Here is an 18,348-nt window from a genome sequence, read left to right as displayed (position 1 = left end):
CGGCGCTTAGCCGGAGATCCGCTCCACGATCGTGGCGATCCCCATGCCACCGCCCACGCACAGCGTGGCCAAGCCGTACCGCAGGTCACGCCGCTCCAGCTCGTCCACCAGCGTGCCCAGGATCATCGCCCCGGTCGCGCCCAAGGGATGCCCCAACGCAATCGCGCCGCCGTTGACGTTGACCTTGTCCAGGGACAGGCCCATGTCCTTGACGAAGCGAAGCACGACCGCCGCGAAGGCCTCGTTGATCTCGACGAGGTCGATGTCGTCGATGGTCAGACCGGCCTTGGCGAGCGCCTTGCGCGCGGCGGGCGCGGGACCGGTGAGCATGATGGTCGGCTCGGAGCCGGAGACGGCCGCGGAGACGATCCGGGCACGCGGCGCGAGACCGTACCGCTCGCCGACCTCCTTCGTGCCGATGGCCACCAGCGCCGCGCCGTCCACGATGCCGGAGGAGTTGCCCGCGTGGTGGACGTGGTCGATCTTCTCGATCCAGTGGTACTTCTGCAGCGCCACGGCGTCGAAGCCGCCGAGGTCGCCGATGTCCTTGAAGGACGGCTTCAGCTTGGCGAGCGAGTCGGCGGTGGTGCCGGGGCGCATGTACTCGTCGTGGTCCAGTACGGTCAGGCCGCTGCGGTCCTTCACCGGCACGACGGACTTCTCGAAGCGGTTGTCCTTCCAGGCGGCCGCGGCGCGCTCCTGGGACAGGGCGGCGTACTCGTCGACGTCACGCCGCGAGTAGCCCTCCACCGTGGCGATCAGGTCGGCGCCGATGCCCTGCGGCACGAAACCCGTCTCGTAGTTGGTCATCGGGTCGGCGAACCATGCGCCGCCGTCCGAGGCCATCGGGACGCGCGACATCGACTCGACGCCGCCCGCGAGGACGAGGTCCTCCCAGCCCGAACGCACCTTCATCGCGGCCATGTTGACCGCCTCCAGGCCCGAGGCGCAGAAGCGGTTCTCCTGCACGCCCGCGACCGTGTCGGGGAGACCGGCGGCGATGGCCGCGATGCGCGCGATGTCGGATCCCTGGTCGCCGACGGGGCCCACGACGCCGAGGACGATGTCGTCGACGGCGGCCGGGTCCAGGTCGGGGAACCGGGCACGGATCTCGTGGATCAGGCCGACGACGAGGTCGATCGGCTTGGTGCCGTGCAGGGCGCCATTGGCCTTGCCGCGTCCGCGCGGGGTGCGGATCGCGTCGTATACGTACGCTTCGGTGGTCAAGACAGCAGCCTTTCGCATAAGAACTTTGAAGATTTCGACGATGAGGGTCGGTCGGACTCAGGCGAGCAGGGAGCGGCCGATGATCTCCTTCATGATCTCGGTCGTGCCTCCGTAGATCGTCTGGATGCGGCCGTCGGTGAAGGCCTTGGCGACGCGGTACTCGGTCATGTAGCCGTATCCGCCGTGCAGTTGCAGGCAGCGGTCGGCGACGCGCTTCTGGAGCTCGGTGGCCCACCACTTGGCCATGGAGGCGTGCACGGCGTCGAGTTCGCCGTTCGAGTGATCGACGATGCAGCGGTCGAGGAAGGTGCGGGTGACCGCGCACTCGGTGGCCATCTCGGCGATCTCGAAGCGGATGTGCTGGAGCTTGGAGAGCGGGCGTCCGAAGGCCTCGCGCTCCTTGACGTACGTCGTGGTGATGTCCAGGAGGTGCTCGGCGGCGGCGATCCCCGCGACGGCGATGCCCATGCGCTCCTGCGCGAGGTTCGTCATCAGGTGGATGAAGGCGCCGTCGAGCTCGCCGAGGAGGTTCTCCTTCGGAACGCGTACGTCGTTGAAGAACAGCTCGGCGGTGTCCTGGGACTTCTGGCCGATCTTGTCGAGGTTGCGGCCCCGCTCGAAGCCGTCCGTGCCGCGTTCGACGACCAGGAGGGACAGGCCCTTCGCGCCGCCCTCCGCCGACGTCTTGGCGACGACGATGACGAGGTCGGCGAGGATGCCGTTCGAGATGAACGTCTTGGAGCCGTTGAGCAGCCAGTGGTCGCCCTGGTCGGTGGCAGTGGTGCGAATGCCCTGGAGGTCGGAGCCGGCCCCCGGTTCGGTCATCGCGATGGCCGTGATGATCTCGCCGGAGCAGAAGCCGGGCAGCCAGCGCCGCTTCTGGTCCTCGGTGGCCAGCGAGGTCAGGTAGGGGCCGATGATGTCGTTGTGCAGGCCGAGCGCGAGCCCGGACGCGCCTGCGCGGGTGAACTCCTCGGCGAGGACGGCGCTGTAGCGGAAGTCGGTGTTGCCGCCGCCCCCGTACTCCTCGGGCACGGCGAGCCCGAGCAGCCCCTGCTTGCCCGCCGCTCGCCAGGCGTCACGGCTGACGATGCCGTCCTTCTCCCACTCCTCGTAGTGGGGCAGCACCTCCTTGGCCAGGAAGGTGCGGACGGTCTCGCGGAACGCCTCGTGTTCGGCGGTAAAGATCTGTCGCTTCACGTTCGGCCTCCTACAGCCCTAGAGCCAGCCCTTGACGGTTTCGATCGACTTGGCCGGCTCGGGGCCGACGGGAATGACGTTGAGCATGGTGACGCCCGCCTCGCGGAAGGCCTCGACACGCTCGCGGACGTAGCTCTCGGGCCCGCACAGCGACATGAGCTCGCAGAACTCGTCCGGGACGGCGGCCTCGGCTTCCTTCTTCTTGCCGGAGAGGTACAGCTCCTGGATGAGCTTCGCTTCCTTCTCGTAGCCGTACGCGACCGCGAGGTCGTTGTAGAAGTTCTTCCCCGGGGCGCCCATGCCGCCTACGTAGAGGGCGATCTGGGGTCGGGCCAGATCCCGTACGGCGGCCGCGTCGTCACCGATGGCGAGCAGTCCGCCCGCGACCGTCTGCAACGGTCCGAGCGCCGGATCGCGCTTCTCCTTGCCCTCGGCGAGCGGAGCGCCCCACACCTGGTGGGCCTTTTCCGGAATGAAGAGGGTGGGCAGCCAGCCGTCGGCGATCTCCGCGGTCATCCGGACGTTGGCGGGGCCCAGGGAGGCGACGTACAGCGGCACTTCGGAGCGGACCGGTTTGGTGAGGATCTTGAGCGGCTTGCCCAGCTTGCCGCCCTTCTCCGCGGGCAGCGGCATGTCCGTGATGCCGTGGTGGTCGATGACCTCACGGCGCAGGATGCGGCGGGTCAGCTCGATGGCCTCGCGGGTGCGGGCCAGCGGCTTGTCGTACGGCTTTCCGTGCCAGCCCTCGACGACCTGCGGGCCCGATGCGCCGAGCCCGATGATCGCCCGGCCGCCGGAGATCGCGTCGAGCCCGGCCGCCGTCTGGGCGATGAGGGCGGGGGTGCGCGAGTAGACGTTCAGGATCGCGGCGCCGATCTTCATACGCTCGGTGCGCGCCGCGAGGTAGCCCATGATGGTGGGCGAGTCGAAGCCGTACGCCTCCGCCACCCAGACGGCGTCCAGACCGGCGGACTCCAGGGCCGCGACATCGTCGGCGGCCTGCCGCGGGTCGCCCGCGTAGGCGAGGGGTGCGGAGAGTTGCATCAGTCGTCTTCCTTTGCCGGAGAGTCGATCAGGGCCGGTACGTCCCAGTCGCGGGCCACGGCCTCGGTGTCCGCGCCCGGTTGGGCGGGGCCGGTCCGGATGTCCGTGGGCGTCGTGGAGAAGCGGGGCGCGGGGGCGGGCTGCGTGATGCCGCTGTGCTCGACGAAGGTGCCGCGGGCGGCGAGGTGGGGGTGTGCGGGGGCCTCGGACAGCGAGAGCACGGGCGCCACGCAGGCGTCGGAGCCCTCGAAGACGGCGGTCCACTCCTCGCGTGTCCGCTCCTTGAAGCGGGCGGCGACCGCCTCGCGCAGTTCGCCCCAACGTGCGAGGTCCTTGCGGGCGGGCGCCTGGTCCGCGAGGCCGAGCAGTGCGATGAACTCGTCGTAGAACTGCTGCTCGAGCGCGCCGACGGCCATGTAACCCCCGTCGGCGGTCTCGTAGTTGCCGTAGAACGGGCAGCCGCCGTCCAGGAGGTTGGCGCCGCGCCGGTCCTGCCAGCCGCCGGCCGCGAGCATGCCGTGGATCATCGACGTGAGGTGCGCGGTGCCGTCGACGATCGCGGCGTCCACGACCTGCCCGGCTCCGGTCGCGCGAGCGTGGTGCAGGGCCGCGAGGATGCCGACGACGAGGTAGAGCGAGCCGCCCGCGTAGTCGCCGACGAGGTTCGCGGGGACGGTGGGCGGCTCACCAGGGTTGCCGATCATGCCGAGGGTGCCGGTGATCGCGATGTACGCGATGTCGTGCCCGGCGCGCTGGGCGAGCGGGCCCTCCTGGCCCCAGCCGGTCATCCGTCCGTAGACGAGCTCCGGGTTGCGGGCGTGGCAGGCGTCAGGACCGACCCCGAGGCGCTCGGCGACGCCGGGGCGGTAGCCCTCGATGAGGATGTCGGCGCGGTCGGCCAGGTCGAGGACGCGGTCGGCTCCGCCGGCCGCCTTGAGGTCGACGATCACGGAGCGTTTGTTGCGGTTGGTGACGTCGTACTCGGGGTTGATCGCCAGGCCGCCGCCGCCCGGCCGGTCGACGCGAACGACGTCGGCGCCGAGGTCGGCGAGGAGCATCGCGGCGAACGGGCCGGGGCCGATGCCCGCCAGCTCGACCACGCGCACCCCTGCGAGCGGTCCGTGAACGCCTCTGTCCGGAACTGCCATTGAGCCCCCAGCGCTATGGCACAGCTATGACACAACTGATGTAACACCAGTGATGCTAAGAACGTGTTCCACTCCGCACAAGACCCTAGCAAGCAAGCGCTTAGACAAATTGAGGTGTGTGCGTCACCTGGCGCGGGCGTCCAGTTCCGCGATCAGCCTCTTCGTGGCGATCGTGCGGTAGCTCTCCTCGACCCAGTCGCAGAGCAGGTCGGCGCCCGGTGCGCCCTTCTCCTCCAGGGGGACGCTCACCCAGCCCGCCTTGCCCAGGCCGTACCCGGCGGGCTCGGCGCCCGGCGCCGTGAGGGCATGGGCGTGCACCGCCTCGTCCGTGAGCTTGACGGTGATGCCGAGGGGGTAACTGCCGTCGACCGTCCCGAGGAAGACGAACACCTTCTTGTTGACCTTGGCGACGGTCTCGCCCCACGGGAAGTCCTCGGTCGCGCCCGGCATACCGAGCGCGAACTCGCGCACCCGCTCCCACTTCTTCAGGGCACTCTTCGGGACAGCCATGGGGTACCTCCTGGTAACCGCTCCACACCCTCACGCTAGCCTCGGCCACCGACATCGGCGCGGGGTGCACGGAAGAGAGGTGCCATGACCAGTCAGAACGGCAACGGCAACGGCAAGGAGCGGGCGGCGGGCCGCGCGTACGACATCGTGCTCTTCGGGGCGACGGGTTTCGTCGGTGTGCTCACCGCCGAGTACCTCGCGGCGCATGCCCCCGAAGGGCTGCGCTGGGCGATCGCGGGGCGTGACACCGGGAAGCTGGAGCGGCTGCGGGAGCGGCTCGCCGACGCCCACCCGGCGTGCGCGGAACTCCCCCTCGTCCGAGCGGACGTGGCGGATCCGGCGTCCCTGCGGGACATGGCGGGCCACGCGCGCGTGGTGGCCACGACCGTCGGGCCCTATCTCGAGTACGGGCAGGAACTCGTCGCCGCGTGCGCCGAGGCGGGCACGGACTACGTGGACCTCACCGGCGAGCCGGAGTTCGTCGATCTCATGTACGTGCGGCACGACGCCCGCGCACGCGAGACGGGCGCGCGCCTCGTGCACTCCTGCGGCTTCGACTCGGTCCCGCACGACCTGGGCGCGCACTTCACCGTGCGGCAGCTCCCGGAGGGCGTGCCGCTGCGCGTCGACGGCTTTGTGCGCACCAACGCGACGTTCTCCGGGGGTACGTTCGCCTCCGCGCTCGCCCAGTTCGCGCGCGGACCGCAGATGCTGTCCGCCGCGCGCGACCGGCGTCGGCACGAACCGCGCCTGGTGGACCGCAAGGCGTACGCGCCGCCGAGCGCGCCCCGGTACGCGGGCGAGGTCGGCGCCTGGGCCCTGCCGCTGCCGACGATCGACCCGCAGGTGGTGCAGCGCTCGGCGCGGGCGCTGGAACGCTACGGGCCCGACTTCCGCTACCGGCACTACGCGGCCGTGAAGACCCTGCCGTTCGCACTGGGCGGCGCCGCGGCCGTCGGCGGTCTGGTGGCCGCAGCCCAACTGCCGCCCGCACGGCGGTGGTTGTCGTCGCGCCTGCAGCCGGGCGAGGGGCCGAGCGAGCAGCGGCGCGCGGAGAGCTGGTTCTCCGTGCGGTTCGTCGGCGAGGGCGGCGGCAAGCGGGTGTTCACGGAGGTCTCGGGCGGCGATCCGGGGTACGACGAGACGGCGAAGATGCTGGCCGAGGCGGCGCTGTGCCTGGCCGTCGACGACGACCTGCCGGACGTGGCCGGGCAGGTGACCACCGCAGTGGCGATGGGCAACGCGCTGACGGCGCGGCTGACGGCGGCCGGGCTCAGCTTCCGGGTGGCGGCGACGCGCTAGAGCGGCGACGCGCTGGACGGTACCTGGGCGGTCGCGTCGCGCAGGGCCCGGCGGCACAGGGCGTCCGCGCGGCGCGTCGACTCCGGGAGGCGGTAGCGCGGCGTCAGCCGGAGCGTGTGGGCGCAGGCGTTGTCCAGGCCCACGCGGTGGCCGACGGAGACGAAGACCGGCTTGACGTCCTCGCGGGTGCGCAGGGCGCGGCCGATCTCCTCACCGCCGTCCAGGAGCGGGGCCGCGCTGCCCCGGGGCGCCTCCGGAGCCTCGTACGTGAACGTGAAGGGGTTCTTGGCCACGCCGATCGTGGGCAGGCCGGTGAGGACTCCGAGATGGCTCGCGAGGCCGAACCTGCGGGGGTGCGCGATGCCGTAGCCGTCGCAGACGACGAGGCCCGGGGCGGCTTCGAGCGCGCCCAGGGCGGCGAGGACGGTGGGGATCTCGCGGAAGGCGAGCAGGCCCGGCACGTACGGGAAGGCCACGCGGCCCACCGCGGTGGCCTCCTCGACGACGTCGAGCGTCGCGGCGTCCAGGACGACGACCGCGGCGGCGACGAGGTCGCGCTCGTCGTCGTAGGCGACGTCGACGCCCGTGACATGTCCCGTGTCCGGCTCGGGGCCCGCTTCGTCGAGTACGACCCGGGCGCGGAGGGCGTCCTGGACCGCGCGGGCGGTCGGCTCGTCGGTGGGCCAGTCGGCCGGGATGGGCGCGAGGGCGGCGGCGTGGGTCGTCATGGTGCGGTCAAGACTAGGCCTTCGGCCTTCCCCACCCCGCCCGCCCGGCGGTGCGCTACTTGGCCGCGAACTTCCAGATGAACGGCTCGCCGTCCTCCTCGGACCAGTGGATCTCCAGGTCCTTCGCGTCCTTGGGGACCAGGTAGGTCTCACACAGGACGTGGCTCTGGCCCTTCTTCCAGCCCTCGATGGACGAGGCGTCCTCGCAGCCCGGAGCGTCCTCGGCGGCGCCGATGACCAGGGTGCCGCGCTGACCGTCCGCCCACACCGTGGTGCCGTCGTTGGCGTCCGGGGACTCCGTGAGGGCCGCGCCGGACTTGTGCGTGTACTTCACGTAGGCGATGGCCGGGACCAGGCCCTTGGCCTCCTTGGGGTCCGACACCATCTTCTTGGTGTCGGCCTCCGTGCCGAGCTCCACCTTCTGCGCGGTGATCTCGTAGGTGACGGAGGCGTCGCCCTCCTTCACCTTGCCGGTGGCGCTCTCGCCGGTGCCGAGCTCGCCGCCCGACTCGGGCTTCGGCTTGGCCTTCGGCTCGTTCGCCCCGGCCTTCGGCTTGTCCGCCGAGTCCTTCTTGTCGTCGCCGCCACCGCAGGCGGTCAGCGCGAGGGCGAGCACGGCCACGGGAGCGGCAACGCGCAAAGCGGTCTTCCTGTACAGCAAAGTGAACTCCTGGCAGAAATGGACCGGCGCGCAGCACGAATTCACGCCATGGCGCGCCCGGTTGAGCGGTCAGCATAGGGGGTGATTACGCAAGTGGTCGAGGCGATTCCAGACCGTGCCCGCGACACGCGTTCACACTTGCTACGGATATGGGACGAAGCGAACACCCCGCCCCGGGCCCGCACATGGCGATGAGCGGCGGTAGCCTCACGATCATGTTCGTTCTCGAGTTGACCTACACCGCGCCCGTGACCGCCGTCGACAAGGAGCTGGAGGCCCACGTCGCCTGGCTCGACCAGCTGTACGCGCAGGGCGTGTTCATCGCCTCCGGGCGCAAGAACCCGCGCGACGGCGGCGTGATCCTGGCCGTGGCGGAGGACCGTGCGGCGATCGAGGAGATCGTGGCGAGCGACCCCTTCGTGCTCCAGGAGGTCTGCGAGTACCGCGTCACCGAGTTCATCGCCACGAAGACCGCCCCGGAACTCGCCGCCTACCGGCAGGTACTGCCCTAGTCCCGCTCCCAGCGCGCGATCCGGCCCTTCTCGCCGGACGCCCAGCAGGCCCGGTCCCGTGTGCAGTCCACGGTGTCGTACGACCCCGTGTCGACCGTCCGCCAGCTGCGCCCGCCGTCCGTCGTGACGTCCGTGCCGGTCGGCCCGACCGCGAGCGCGCCCCGGCGGCTCCCGGGCAGCCAGGCCACCCCGGAGCGGTAGGCGGGCGGCGGCTCGGCCGCCGCGGCCCAAGTGCGGCCCCCGTCGCCGGTGGTGGCCGCCGCCTTCGGGGACGGCTGGTCGGCGCGGTAGTCACCGCCGACCGCGATGCCGTGCGTACGGTCGCGGAAGGCGAGGCCGAAGACACCGCGCGCCGGATCGCCGGCCGGGATCGGGGCGTCCGTGGCCGTCCAGGTGCGGCCGCGGTCGGCGGAGTGCAGGACACGCGCGCGTGCCGCTCCCCCGGTGGCCAGCCACACGTCGCGGGAGCCGGAGCTCACCAGGCACTGGCCGCTCGCCGCGAAGCCCGCCTCGCCCTGCTGCGCGGCGGGCATGCCGTCGCTGGGCAGGACCTTCCAGGAGCGGCCGCCGTCGGCGGTGGACAGGATGCGGTACCTGCCGTCCACCGGGTCGCTCATCGCCAGGCCGTGGCGCCGGTCGAAGAACGTCATGCAGTCGTAGAAGGCCCTGGGGTCGGTGTTGCGGAAGGACTCCGTCCAGGTCGCCCCGCCGTCCGCGGTGCGAAAGACCCGCGAGGCCTCGCCCTCGCCGATGGCGAGCACCACGGCGCGGCGGCCGTCGAAGGCCTCGACGTCCCGGAACTCCAGCGCTCCGGCTCCGGGCGGTGAGACGTTCCGCCAGTGCCTGCCGCCGTCCGAGGTGCGCAGCACGGTGCCTTGCGCGCCGGCCACCCAGGCGGTGTTCCTGCTGACGGCGGCGAGACCGCGGAAGCGCGCGTCGGTGCCGCTGTCCTTGAGGTCCCAGCCGCCGCCCCGCTGCGAGGGACGCTCGGGCGCTGCCTCGGCCGGTCCAGGTGTAGCGAGCGCGGCCACCGCGAGAGCCGCCCCGCACAGTCCCACCGACACCGCTCGACCCACGGGCCGCGACCATCTCGTCTTCCCCAAGGACCTCATGGCGGCCGAAGCTACCACCGGAACACAGGATTCCTTCCGGGGTTTCTGTGAAGACAGTGAAGAGCACGCGGTGACCGAGGTCACTCGGTGTTCGCGTGCACGGATTCCGTCATTCCGACGTCTATCCAAGTGCCGACCCGAGTCGTCCAGCTGTAGTTGAGGGAGCAGGCGTTGTCCACCAGCATCGATCAAGCCGTAGAGGCCCGCCTCGTCGCCGCCGCACCGCGGATGTCGACCATTCCCGCCTCCCTGCACTACGACCAGGGCGATCCCTTCGCCGTCCGGATGAGTTTCCCCGCCCCGGCGACCCTGGAGGGCGTCGAGGTCTACTGGACCTTCGCCCGTGAGCTGCTCGCGCTGGGCATGGAGGAGGCGGTGGGCGACGGCGACGTCCGCGTGCGGCCCTACGGCTTCGACCGCACGGTCGTCGAGTTCCACGCCCCCGAGGGCACGGCCATCGTCCACATCCGCACCGGCGAGCTGCGCCGCTTCCTGCAGCGCACACAGAACCTGGTGCCCACGGGCGACGAGCATCTGCACGTCGACCTGGACCAGGACCTCGCCGATCTGATGCGCGACGCCTGCTGAAACCGGCTCCCTACCCCCCTGACCGCCCCTCCTCAGCCACCACTCCCACCGCCGCCCGACCTGGCCGCCTCCGCGTACGTCACCGCCGATGCCAGCGCCTTGCGCAGCCCGCGCATCAGTTCGGGGAGCTCCGGGGCCGGTGCGCCGCTGCGGTCGGTGAGCGCGTCGAGCCGCTCCTTGTACCGCCGGCGTTCCTTGCCCGAGATGACCGCCCGCAGCTTGCCAGTCGCCGCGCACACCACCAGGGCCGCGTCGCCCGCGGGAACCTCGGACACCGGCACGGGACCGCGCAGGACCGCGAGCGCCTCGGCGTGCAGGACCTCGACGTATCCGGCGCGCTCCAGCTCGTACCGCCGTGAGGGGAAGATCCCGAGGATCCGGGTGCGCTCCGTCCGCAGATACCCCTCCAACGCCAGCTGCTCGCGCACCTTGTCCAACGTGTGGCGGGACTTGTGGGTGATCCAGCCGTTCCATTTGCGGGGCCGGGACTCCTCGACGAGTTCCAGGACGCTGTCGAGCGCCGGGTCTCCGGTGCGGGTGCCGAGGACCGGTGTGACGATGCCGCCCACGTCCGAGAGCAGTCCGCGCTGGGCCAGCTCCGCGAGCGCGCACGCCCGTACCGCGTAGTGCAGGTCGGGGGCGCCGGCGATTCTGTTCCGACCGGGGTCCCAGGCCAGCAGGAAGATACGGGCCGGAAGCGAGAGCGAGCCGTACGGCATGAGGGCCTCCTTCTTCGTGGTCACGATAATTCGTTGACAGTGACCGGGGTGCGACCTACGGTGTATAGCGGTTCTGTTGTCGCCGATAGGAGTAGGACGTTGCTCGTCTGAGGTCTGGAGTCACCGCGTCACACGGCTCAGCCGTGTGCGTAGCGTGCGACCTCGGCGTACGAGCCGTCTCCCCCGACGCAGGGCCCCTTTTTCTGCCCTCGTCCCCTGTGACGACGCTGCTCCCGTCCTCCTGTCGCGCCCCGCGGTGTCCCGAAACGCGTTGCCCCTGACCGCGCTTCATCTCACGCAACCGCGAGGACCACATGTCTACCCACCCCACCTCCATCACGTGCACGTCGCTCGACTTCACCTGGCCGGACGGCACCCGTGTCTTCGACGGTTTCCAGGCCGCCTTCGGGACCGGCAGGACCGGCCTCATCGGCACCAACGGATCTGGAAAATCAACCCTGTTGAAGCTTGTCGCCGGTGAACTCGCTCCCAGCGACGGCGCCGTCCGTGTCGCGGGTGACATCGGCTATCTGCCGCAGAACGTCACGCTCGACACCACTCTGCGTGTCGACGAGGTGCTCGGCATCGCGGCAACGCGCGCCGCCCTGCACGCCATTGAGGCGGGCGACGTGGCCGATGAGCACTTCGCGGCCGTCGGTGACGCCTGGGACGTGGAGGAGCGCGCCGTCGCGACCCTCGATCAGCTCGGCCTCGGGCACATCGGCCTCGACCGCACCACCGGCGAGGTGTCGGGCGGCGAGTCCGTGCTGCTGCGCCTGGCCGCGCTCCTGCTGCGCCGGCCCGACGTGCTGCTGCTGGACGAGCCCACCAACAACCTCGACCTGTACGCCCGTCGGCGCCTGTACGCGACCGTCGAAGCCTGGTCCGGGGTCCTGGTCGTGGTCAGCCACGACCGTGAACTCCTCGATCTGGTCGACCAGATCGCCGATCTGCGGGACGGGGAACTCAACTGGTACGGAGGGAACTTCACCGCCTACGAGGAGGCGCTGGCCGCCGAACAGGAGGCGGCGGAGCGCATGGTGCGCGTCGCCGAGTCCGACCTGAAGAAGCAGAAGCGCGAACTCGCCGACGCACACGTCAAGTTGGCCCGCCGCAAGCGGTACGGCCAGAAGATGTGGGACACCAAGCGCGAGCCGAAGGTCGTCATGAGCGAGCGCAAACGCCAGGCCCAGGTGTCCGCGGGCAAGCACCGCATCATGCACGAGGAGAAACTCACCGAGGCGAAGGAGCGCCTGGACGACGCCGTCGAGGCGGTGCGGGACGACGACGAGATCCGCGTCGACCTGCCGTTCACGGCGGTCCCACCGGGCCGCACGGTGCTCACACTGCGCGAGCTCTCCCTGCGGTACGGAGCGCGCATGGAGGGCGAGTTCGAGCTGCGCGGCCCCGAGCGGATCGCCTTGGTCGGCCGCAACGGCTCGGGCAAGACCACGCTGCTGCGGACGATCGCCGGAGAGCTGGCGGCCGTGGAGGGAGAGGCTCTCGCCCATGTCCCGCTGCGTTTCCTGCCGCAGCGCCTCGACGTGCTCGACGAGGAGCTGACCGTCGCCGAGAACGTGGCACGCTACGCACCCGACGCCACCAACAACCGGATCCGGGCCCGCCTGGCCCGCTTCCTGTTCAAGGGGGCACGGGCCGATCAGCGGGCGGCGACCCTGTCGGGCGGCGAGCGGTTCCGTGCGGCCCTGGCCGCGCTGCTGCTCGCGGAGCCCGCGCCACAGCTCCTGATGCTCGACGAACCGACGAACAACCTCGACATGGCCAGCGTGAAACAGCTGGCCTCGGCCCTGGAGTCGTACGAGGGAGCGCTGATCGTGGCCAGTCACGACGTGCCGTTCCTGGAGTCGATCGGCATCACGCGCTGGCTGCTCCTCGACGGCGCGATCAAGGAAATCACGACAGAAGGTGTCCGGTATTCCGGCTAGCTTCGCGTGTATGCACCAATACATCACCATCACCGGAGCCCGTGAGAACAACCTCAAGGAGGTGAGCCTGCGCATTCCGAAGGACCGGCTCACGGTCTTCACCGGCGTATCGGGGTCGGGGAAGTCGTCGGTCGTCTTCGACACGATCGCGGTCGAGTCGCAGCGTCAGCTGAACGAGACCTTCACGTGGTTCGTCCGCAACCGGCTGCCGAAGTACGAGCGGCCGCACGCGGAGACCATCGAGGACCTCTCGCCCGCGATCGTCGTCGACCAGCGGCCGATCGGCGGCCACTCCCGGTCCACGGTGGGCACGATGACGGACATCTACTCGGTGATGCGCGTGCTGTTCTCGCGGCACGGCACACCGAGTGCCGGTCCGGCCACCGCGTACTCGTTCAACGACCCGTCGGGCATGTGTCCCCGCTGCCACGGCCTGGGCAAGACCGTGCGGCCCGACTACGACCGCATCCTGGACCCCGCCAAGTCCCTGGCGGACGGCGCTATCCTCTTCCCGCCGTTCGCCGTGGGGACCTGGCAGGGCCAGACGTACACCAACACCCCCGACCTGGACACGCACAAGCCGGTGGGCCGGTTCAGCGCGCGGGAGTGCGACTTCCTCATGCGCGGCACGCGCGACGGAAGGCACGGCGGCAAGGTCAACGTCGACAACACCGGAGGCGCACGGGACATCGACTACGAGGGACTCGCCGACCGTTTCGAGCGGCTCTACCTCAATCGCGACCTCTCGACGCTCTCCCAGAAGACCCGCGACCTCGTCCAGCGCTACCTCGCCGAGGGCGAGTGCGACGCCTGCGACGGCGCACGGCTCAACGCGGCGGCGCTCGCCACCCGGATCGGCGGCATGAACATCGCCGACTGCTCGCGCATGGAGGTCACCGACCTCATCGCCGCCCTGGAGCCGATCGACGACCCGGTGGCGGGGCCGGTCGCGTCGGCCGCCGTGGCGGCGCTGAGCCGGATCGAGGCGATCGGGCTCGGCTACCTCAGCCTCGGCCGCGAGACGTCCACGCTGTCCGGCGGCGAGGGCCAGCGCCTGAAGACGGTGCGGCACCTCGGCTCCAGCCTGACCGGCATGACGTACATCTTCGACGAGCCGAGCGTCGGGCTGCACCCGCGTGACGTGGGGCGCCTCAACGACCTGCTGCTGCGCCTGCGCGACAAGGGGAACACCGTCCTGGTCGTCGAGCACGACCCCGATGTGATCGCCGTCGCCGACCACATCGTCGACATGGGCCCGGCGGCGGGCACGGGCGGCGGCCTGGTCGTCTTCGAGGGGACACCGGACGAGCTGCGCCGTGCCGACACGCTCACCGGCCGGCACCTGCGGCGCTCGACGGCCATCAAGGAGAGCCCGCGCGAGCCCATCGGCGGCCGGTGGGTCAAGGGCGCCGATCTGCACAACCTCAAGGACGTCAGTGTGCGCGTACCGACCGGGGTGCTCACCGCGGTGACGGGGGTCGCGGGCTCGGGCAAGAGCACGCTGGTGTCGGGGGCATTTGTGGCCGAACCTCCGGACGCCGTGGTCGTGGACCAGTCGAGCATCGGCATCTCGGGCCGCTCGACCCCGGCGACGTACCTCGGGATCATGGATTCGCTGCGCAAGCTGTTCGCGCGCGAGACCGGCAGGGACGCGGGGATGTTCAGCTTCAACTCCAGTGGCGCGTGCGAGAGTTGCCAGGGCCGCGGAGTCATCTACAGCGACCTGGCCTTCATGGACCCGGTGACCACGACCTGCGAGGCGTGCGAGGGTCGCCGCTTCAAGGGGGAGGTGCTGCGACTGACCGTCGGCGGCAGCTCCATCGCCGACGTGCTCGACATGACAGCCGAGAGCGCCCTCGACTTCCTCGCCGCCGTGGACGACACGGCCATGCGCCGCCGGCTGCGGGCCCTGCACGACGTGGGGCTCACCTACCTGACGCTCGGGCAGCCGCTGAGCACCCTGTCGGGCGGCGAGCGGCAGCGCATCAAGCTCGCCACGCAACTGCACCGCACCGGCACGACCTATGTCCTGGACGAGCCGACGACCGGCCTGCACATGGCGGACGTGGACGGCCTGCTTGCCCTCCTTGACCGGCTGGTCGACGCGGGGAACACCGTGATCGTCGTCGAGCACAACCTCCAGGTCGTCAAGCACGCGGACTGGGTGATCGATCTCGGACCCGACGGCGGCAAGCACGGGGGCCGGATCGTCTTCGAGGGAACGCCGGGACAGCTGATCGAGGCGGCCGGCTCGTTCACCGCCGATCATCTGCGACGAGCTCTGGGCCTGGACCCCTCGCACGCTGCATGATGAGCACGAACCCCCGCCCCGGCGCCCGCCGGACGGGGACGCCCCCCACCGCTCCACCCTTACGGAGAACATCCCGTGCCCAGCAGGAAAGCGCTGATCCGCCGGCCAGGACCGCGTCTCGCCGACGGCCTGGTCACGCATGTCGAGCGGACCCCGGTGGACGTCGGCCTAGCCCTCGAACAGTGGGAGGCGTACGCCGAGGCGCTGCGGGCGCACGGCTGGGAGACGGTCGAGGTGGAGCCGGCCGACGACTGCCCCGACTCGGTCTTCGTCGAGGACACGGTCGTCGTCTTCCGCAACGTGGCCCTGATCGCCCGGCCGGGCGCCGAGTCACGGCGGGCGGAGACGGTGGCCGTGGAGGAGGCGGTGGCCCGGCTCGGCGCCTCCGTGAACTGGGTGTGGGAGCCGGGCACCCTGGACGGCGGCGACATCCTCAAGATCGACGACACGATCTACGTGGGTCGGGGCGGGCGCACGAACGCGGCGGGCGTCCGGCAGCTGCGGGCCGTGTTCGAGCCACTGGGGGCCCGGGTCGTGGCCGTCCCCGTCAGCAAGGTCCTGCATCTGAAGTCGGCGGTGACGGCGCTGCCGGACGGCACGGTCATCGGGTACCCGCCGCTCGTGGACTCCCCTTCGCTCTTCCCGCGCTTCCTGCCGGTGCCGGAGGAGTCCGGGGCCCACGTGGTGCTGCTCGGTGGCGCGAAACTGCTGCTCGCCGCAAGCGCGCCGAAGAGCGCGGAGCTGCTCTCGGGTCTCGGTTTTGATCCCGTCGTGGTGGATATCAGCGAATTCGAGAAGCTCGAAGGCTGTGTGACATGCCTCTCAGTGCGCCTCAGGGGCCTGTACGCCTGACCAGTCCTGGGGCGGGTGGGGCGCGGGAGGCCCGTGGGCCCCTCTGTCTCAGCCACTTTACGGAGGGCTTAACCTACGGCAACGTAACCTACGAGACCGTAGGTAGGTAGCACCCGCTCGTGCCACCGCGTAACCCCTGCGCACGTAATCCGTAAGAAAACTCCCGTCCCCCTGGAGCCCCCGTGACGATCACCTCTCCTCATCTCGGCAGCACGGACGACTGGACCGACGCCCGGTTGTTGTTCGCCCTGGAAGAAGTGGTCGAGAAGGAGCTCAACCGCCACCTGAAGGTGGCGAAGGACTGGATGCCGCACGAGTACGTGCCGTTCTCCGACGCCCGGAACTTCCCCGGGTACTTCGAGGACGGCGAGGCCTGGGAACCCGAGCAGTCCAAGGTCACCGACATCGGCAAGATCGCGCTCGTCGTCAATCTGCTGACCGAGGACAACCTCCCCAGCTACCACCACGAGATCGCCTCCCTGTTCGGCCGCGACGGCGCCTGGGGCACCTGGGTGCACCGCTGGACCGCGGAGGAGGGCCGCCACGGCATCGTGATGCGTGACTACCTCCTGGCCTCGCGTGCCGTGGACCCCGACAAGCTCGAGCAGTTCCGCATGGCGCACATGGCCGAGGGCTTCGAGTCCGACAACCGCCACTCGATGCTGCACTCGGTCGCGTACGTGGCCTTCCAGGAGCTCGCCACCCGCGTCTCGCACCGCAACACGGGTCACCAGTCGGGCGACCCGGTCTGCGACCGCATGCTGGCGCGGATCGCCACCGACGAGAACCTCCACATGGTCTTCTACCGCAACCTCCTGGGCGCGGCCTTCGAGCTCGCCCCCGATCTGACCATGCAGTCCGTGCGCGACGTCGTGGTCAACTTCCGGATGCCCGGACACGGCATGCCCGGCTTCGAGCGGGCCGCCGCGCAGATGGCGATCGGCGAGATCTACAACATGCGCATCCACCACGACGACGTGATCCAGCCCGTCCTGCGCTACCTCAAGGTGATGGACATCGACGGGCTCGGCCCGGAGGGTCTCAAGGCACAGGAGGAACTCGGCCTGTACATGAACGGCCTCGACACGGAAGCCTCCAAGTTCGACGAGAAGCTGGCGGCACGCAAGGCGCGGATGGCGGCTCGGGGGAAGTAGGCGGTTGCCCTTGGGCCTGAGGGGGCATGTGCGCCTCAAGGGTGAGGTCGTCCGAGGAGTCCGGGGCCCTGCACGGATCAGGTGCGTCTGAGGCTGAGCCGCTCCTTCTCCGAGAGGCCGCCCCAGACGCCGAACCGCTCGTCGTGGGCCAGGGCGTACTCGAGACACGCGGGGCGCATCTCGCACAGCCGGCAGATGTACTTGGCCTCGCGCACCGAGCTTCCCGGTTCGGGGAAGAAGAAATCGGATCCCGTCTGGGCGCACAGGGCCTGCTCCTGCCAGGCGAGTTCCGGCTCGGCTGTCATGTCGATCTGCATGCCGCCGATGCTGGCAGGGCGCGCGAAACATGGGATCAACGAACGATCAACGCCGTGACGGCGCTGTTCAGGCTCCTCCCGGCGCCTCCGGCTGCATCAGCGCGAACCGCGCACCGGAAGGGTCGGCCAGCTTGGCGAAGCTGCCGACGCCCGCGAGATCCATGCGGGCCACCCGCACCGTGCCCCCGGCCGGCTCGACCTCGGCGAGCACCGCGTCGATGTCGGCCACCTGGAAGTACGGAGTCCAGTACGGCCCGGCCTCGACTTCCTCCGGGGCGTCGGACAGCGGCCACAGGCCGCCGAACATGTCGTTCTCCGTGCCGCCCGCGGGGTGCACCATCGTGTACGAACCGCCATCGAAGGCCTGGGTCGTGGTGCCCCAGCCGAACACGGAGCCGTAGAACTCAAGGGCTGCCTTCGTGTCCGGGGTGTAGAGCTCGCTCCAGCACATGCTGTTCGGGGCGTCCACCAGGTCGAGGCCCTTGTTCGTGCCCGACTGCCACACCGCGAAGCCGACGCCCTGTGCGTCCGCGAGGACGGCCATGCGGCCGAGGTCGCCGACGTCCATGGGCTCGTACACCATCCTGCCGCCGGCCTGCTCGACCGCCTTGACCGTCGCGTCGGCGTCCGTCGTCTTGAAGTAGATCGTCCAGGACGGAGGCGCCTGGTCGGCGGGGACGGTCATGGCGCCCGCCACGGTCTTTCCGTCCGCCTGGTAGGTGCCATATCCACCGAATTCGGCGCCGCCCGATCGGAACTCCCACCCGAAGAGGGCGCGGTAGAAGTCATGGGCGCCGTCCAGGTCCGGGGTGCCCAGGTCGACCCAGGTCGGGGCGCCGGCGACATAACGGGTACTGAGCATGATCGACTCCTTTGTCGTATCTCTCTTCCGTCCTTCTGAGTCTGTCACCCGGCACTGACAGTGCGCGCGCGCTGCCATCTTGTGAAAGAACCAAGATTCTGAGAGCGCTCTCAGTCACAACTCTTGACGGCCGAATTCGCCGCCGCGACAGTGGT

At 70.3% G+C, this 18,348-nt stretch carries 18 protein-coding genes; 7 read left to right on the top strand and 11 right to left on the bottom strand.

All coding sequences use genetic code 11. The annotated features are described in order from the left end of the window. Positions 1–6: 6 nt before the first annotated feature. From ABXJ52_RS31630 to ABXJ52_RS31610, 5 genes are all read right to left on the bottom strand, one after another. Positions 7–1,227 (bottom strand): acetyl-CoA C-acetyltransferase, encoded by a 1,221-nt coding sequence (locus ABXJ52_RS31630; RefSeq protein ID WP_367046691.1) that lies wholly within the window; start codon positions 1,225–1,227, stop codon positions 7–9. 57 nt (positions 1,228–1,284) lie between these two features. Beyond that, positions 1,285–2,427, bottom strand: coding sequence for an acyl-CoA dehydrogenase family protein (locus tag ABXJ52_RS31625; RefSeq protein ID WP_367046690.1), 1,143 nt, complete (start codon positions 2,425–2,427; stop codon positions 1,285–1,287). A gap of 18 nt (positions 2,428–2,445) precedes the next feature. Further along, entirely contained in the window at positions 2,446–3,471 is a 1,026-nt protein-coding gene (locus ABXJ52_RS31620) for an LLM class F420-dependent oxidoreductase (protein ID WP_367046688.1), read from the bottom strand. Then, positions 3,471–4,619: a CaiB/BaiF CoA-transferase family protein gene (locus ABXJ52_RS31615; protein ID WP_367046685.1), complete on the bottom strand. Its 1,149-nt coding sequence runs from the start codon at positions 4,617–4,619 to the stop codon at positions 3,471–3,473. The genes ABXJ52_RS31620 and ABXJ52_RS31615 overlap by 1 nt, the downstream gene beginning before the upstream one ends. Positions 4,620–4,742: 123 nt before the next feature. Continuing rightward, positions 4,743–5,129 carry an MmcQ/YjbR family DNA-binding protein gene (locus tag ABXJ52_RS31610; RefSeq protein WP_367046683.1) on the bottom strand — a complete coding sequence of 129 codons (387 nt, stop codon included), beginning with the start codon at positions 5,127–5,129 and terminating at the stop codon, positions 4,743–4,745. Between the two features lie 84 nt (positions 5,130–5,213). Between ABXJ52_RS31610 and ABXJ52_RS31605 the strand changes: the two genes are divergently transcribed. After that, positions 5,214–6,431: a saccharopine dehydrogenase NADP-binding domain-containing protein gene (locus ABXJ52_RS31605; RefSeq protein WP_367046681.1), complete on the top strand. Its 1,218-nt coding sequence runs from the start codon at positions 5,214–5,216 to the stop codon at positions 6,429–6,431. Here ABXJ52_RS31605 and nfi read toward each other — a convergent pair. Both nfi and ABXJ52_RS31595 read right to left on the bottom strand, forming a co-directional pair. Further along, positions 6,428–7,159, bottom strand: a complete 732-nt coding sequence (gene nfi, locus ABXJ52_RS31600) for a deoxyribonuclease V (RefSeq protein WP_367046680.1) — start codon at positions 7,157–7,159, stop codon at positions 6,428–6,430. The two genes, ABXJ52_RS31605 and nfi, sit on opposite strands and share 4 nt — an antisense overlap. Before the next feature lie 55 nt (positions 7,160–7,214). Then, positions 7,215–7,820 carry a hypothetical protein gene (locus ABXJ52_RS31595; RefSeq protein ID WP_367046679.1) on the bottom strand — a complete coding sequence of 202 codons (606 nt, stop codon included), beginning with the start codon at positions 7,818–7,820 and terminating at the stop codon, positions 7,215–7,217. Between the two features lie 215 nt (positions 7,821–8,035). Between ABXJ52_RS31595 and ABXJ52_RS31590 the strand changes: the two genes are divergently transcribed. Continuing rightward, positions 8,036–8,332, top strand: a complete 297-nt coding sequence (locus ABXJ52_RS31590; RefSeq protein ID WP_367046677.1) for a YciI family protein — start codon at positions 8,036–8,038, stop codon at positions 8,330–8,332. Here ABXJ52_RS31590 and ABXJ52_RS31585 read toward each other — a convergent pair. Then, entirely contained in the window at positions 8,329–9,444 is a 1,116-nt protein-coding gene (locus ABXJ52_RS31585) for an oxidoreductase (protein ID WP_367046675.1), read from the bottom strand. The two genes, ABXJ52_RS31590 and ABXJ52_RS31585, sit on opposite strands and share 4 nt — an antisense overlap. Before the next feature lie 171 nt (positions 9,445–9,615). Between ABXJ52_RS31585 and ABXJ52_RS31580 the strand changes: the two genes are divergently transcribed. After that, on the top strand, positions 9,616–10,032 hold the full coding sequence (locus ABXJ52_RS31580) for an SsgA family sporulation/cell division regulator (RefSeq protein WP_367046674.1): 417 nt from the start codon (positions 9,616–9,618) through the stop codon (positions 10,030–10,032). 32 nt (positions 10,033–10,064) lie between these two features. Here the strand turns inward: ABXJ52_RS31580 and ABXJ52_RS31575 are convergent, their stop codons facing one another. Then, positions 10,065–10,775 (bottom strand): GPP34 family phosphoprotein, encoded by a 711-nt coding sequence (locus ABXJ52_RS31575; protein WP_367046672.1) that lies wholly within the window; start codon positions 10,773–10,775, stop codon positions 10,065–10,067. Between the two features lie 290 nt (positions 10,776–11,065). Between ABXJ52_RS31575 and ABXJ52_RS31570 the strand changes: the two genes are divergently transcribed. The 4 genes from ABXJ52_RS31570 (at position 11,066) to ABXJ52_RS31555 (ending at position 17,014) form a co-directional block, all read left to right on the top strand. Beyond that, positions 11,066–12,697, top strand: a complete 1,632-nt coding sequence (locus tag ABXJ52_RS31570; RefSeq protein ID WP_367046670.1) for an ATP-binding cassette domain-containing protein — start codon at positions 11,066–11,068, stop codon at positions 12,695–12,697. A gap of 10 nt (positions 12,698–12,707) precedes the next feature. Beyond that, a complete protein-coding gene (locus tag ABXJ52_RS31565; protein WP_367046667.1) occupies positions 12,708–15,008 on the top strand; it encodes an excinuclease ABC subunit UvrA in 2,301 nt (766 codons plus the stop codon). Positions 15,009–15,083: 75 nt separating this feature from the next. Then, entirely contained in the window at positions 15,084–15,860 is a 777-nt protein-coding gene (ddaH, locus tag ABXJ52_RS31560) for a dimethylargininase (protein WP_367046666.1), read from the top strand. 182 nt (positions 15,861–16,042) lie between these two features. After that, positions 16,043–17,014 carry an acyl-ACP desaturase gene (locus ABXJ52_RS31555; RefSeq protein ID WP_367046664.1) on the top strand — a complete coding sequence of 324 codons (972 nt, stop codon included), beginning with the start codon at positions 16,043–16,045 and terminating at the stop codon, positions 17,012–17,014. Between the two features lie 77 nt (positions 17,015–17,091). On the opposite strand, the gene ABXJ52_RS31550 is transcribed toward ABXJ52_RS31555, so the two are convergent. Together ABXJ52_RS31550 and ABXJ52_RS31545 are read right to left on the bottom strand one after the other, a co-directional pair. After that, positions 17,092–17,331, bottom strand: a complete 240-nt coding sequence (locus tag ABXJ52_RS31550) for a WhiB family transcriptional regulator (protein ID WP_367046663.1) — start codon at positions 17,329–17,331, stop codon at positions 17,092–17,094. 67 nt (positions 17,332–17,398) lie between these two features. Then, positions 17,399–18,193, bottom strand: a complete 795-nt coding sequence (locus ABXJ52_RS31545) for a VOC family protein (RefSeq protein WP_367046662.1) — start codon at positions 18,191–18,193, stop codon at positions 17,399–17,401. Positions 18,194–18,348: the final 155 nt, after the last annotated feature.

The sequence above is a fragment of the Streptomyces sp. Je 1-332 genome, from assembly GCF_040730185.1.
Lineage (GTDB): Bacteria > Actinomycetota > Actinomycetes > Streptomycetales > Streptomycetaceae > Streptomyces.
The sequence above is the reverse complement of the archived record's forward strand: the minus strand, read 5'-3'. Positions and strand labels throughout refer to the sequence as shown.

Bases quoted from the DNA above. Each gene is read 5' to 3' on its own strand.
- nfi (WP_367046680.1), bottom strand. From the start codon at position 7,159: ATGACGACCCACGCCGCCGCCCTCGCGCCCATCCCGGCCGACTGGCCC.
- ABXJ52_RS31565 (WP_367046667.1), top strand. From the start codon at position 12,708: ATGCACCAATACATCACCATCACCGGAGCCCGTGAGAACAACCTCAAG.
- ABXJ52_RS31585 (WP_367046675.1), bottom strand. From the start codon at position 9,444: ATGAGGTCCTTGGGGAAGACGAGATGGTCGCGGCCCGTGGGTCGAGCG.
- ABXJ52_RS31545 (WP_367046662.1), bottom strand. From the start codon at position 18,193: ATGCTCAGTACCCGTTATGTCGCCGGCGCCCCGACCTGGGTCGACCTG.
- ABXJ52_RS31570 (WP_367046670.1), top strand. From the start codon at position 11,066: ATGTCTACCCACCCCACCTCCATCACGTGCACGTCGCTCGACTTCACC.
- ABXJ52_RS31550 (WP_367046663.1), bottom strand. From the start codon at position 17,331: ATGCAGATCGACATGACAGCCGAGCCGGAACTCGCCTGGCAGGAGCAG.
- ABXJ52_RS31605 (WP_367046681.1), top strand. From the start codon at position 5,214: ATGACCAGTCAGAACGGCAACGGCAACGGCAAGGAGCGGGCGGCGGGC.
- ABXJ52_RS31590 (WP_367046677.1), top strand. From the start codon at position 8,036: ATGTTCGTTCTCGAGTTGACCTACACCGCGCCCGTGACCGCCGTCGAC.
- ABXJ52_RS31615 (WP_367046685.1), bottom strand. From the start codon at position 4,619: ATGGCAGTTCCGGACAGAGGCGTTCACGGACCGCTCGCAGGGGTGCGC.
- ABXJ52_RS31620 (WP_367046688.1), bottom strand. From the start codon at position 3,471: ATGCAACTCTCCGCACCCCTCGCCTACGCGGGCGACCCGCGGCAGGCC.
- ABXJ52_RS31610 (WP_367046683.1), bottom strand. From the start codon at position 5,129: ATGGCTGTCCCGAAGAGTGCCCTGAAGAAGTGGGAGCGGGTGCGCGAG.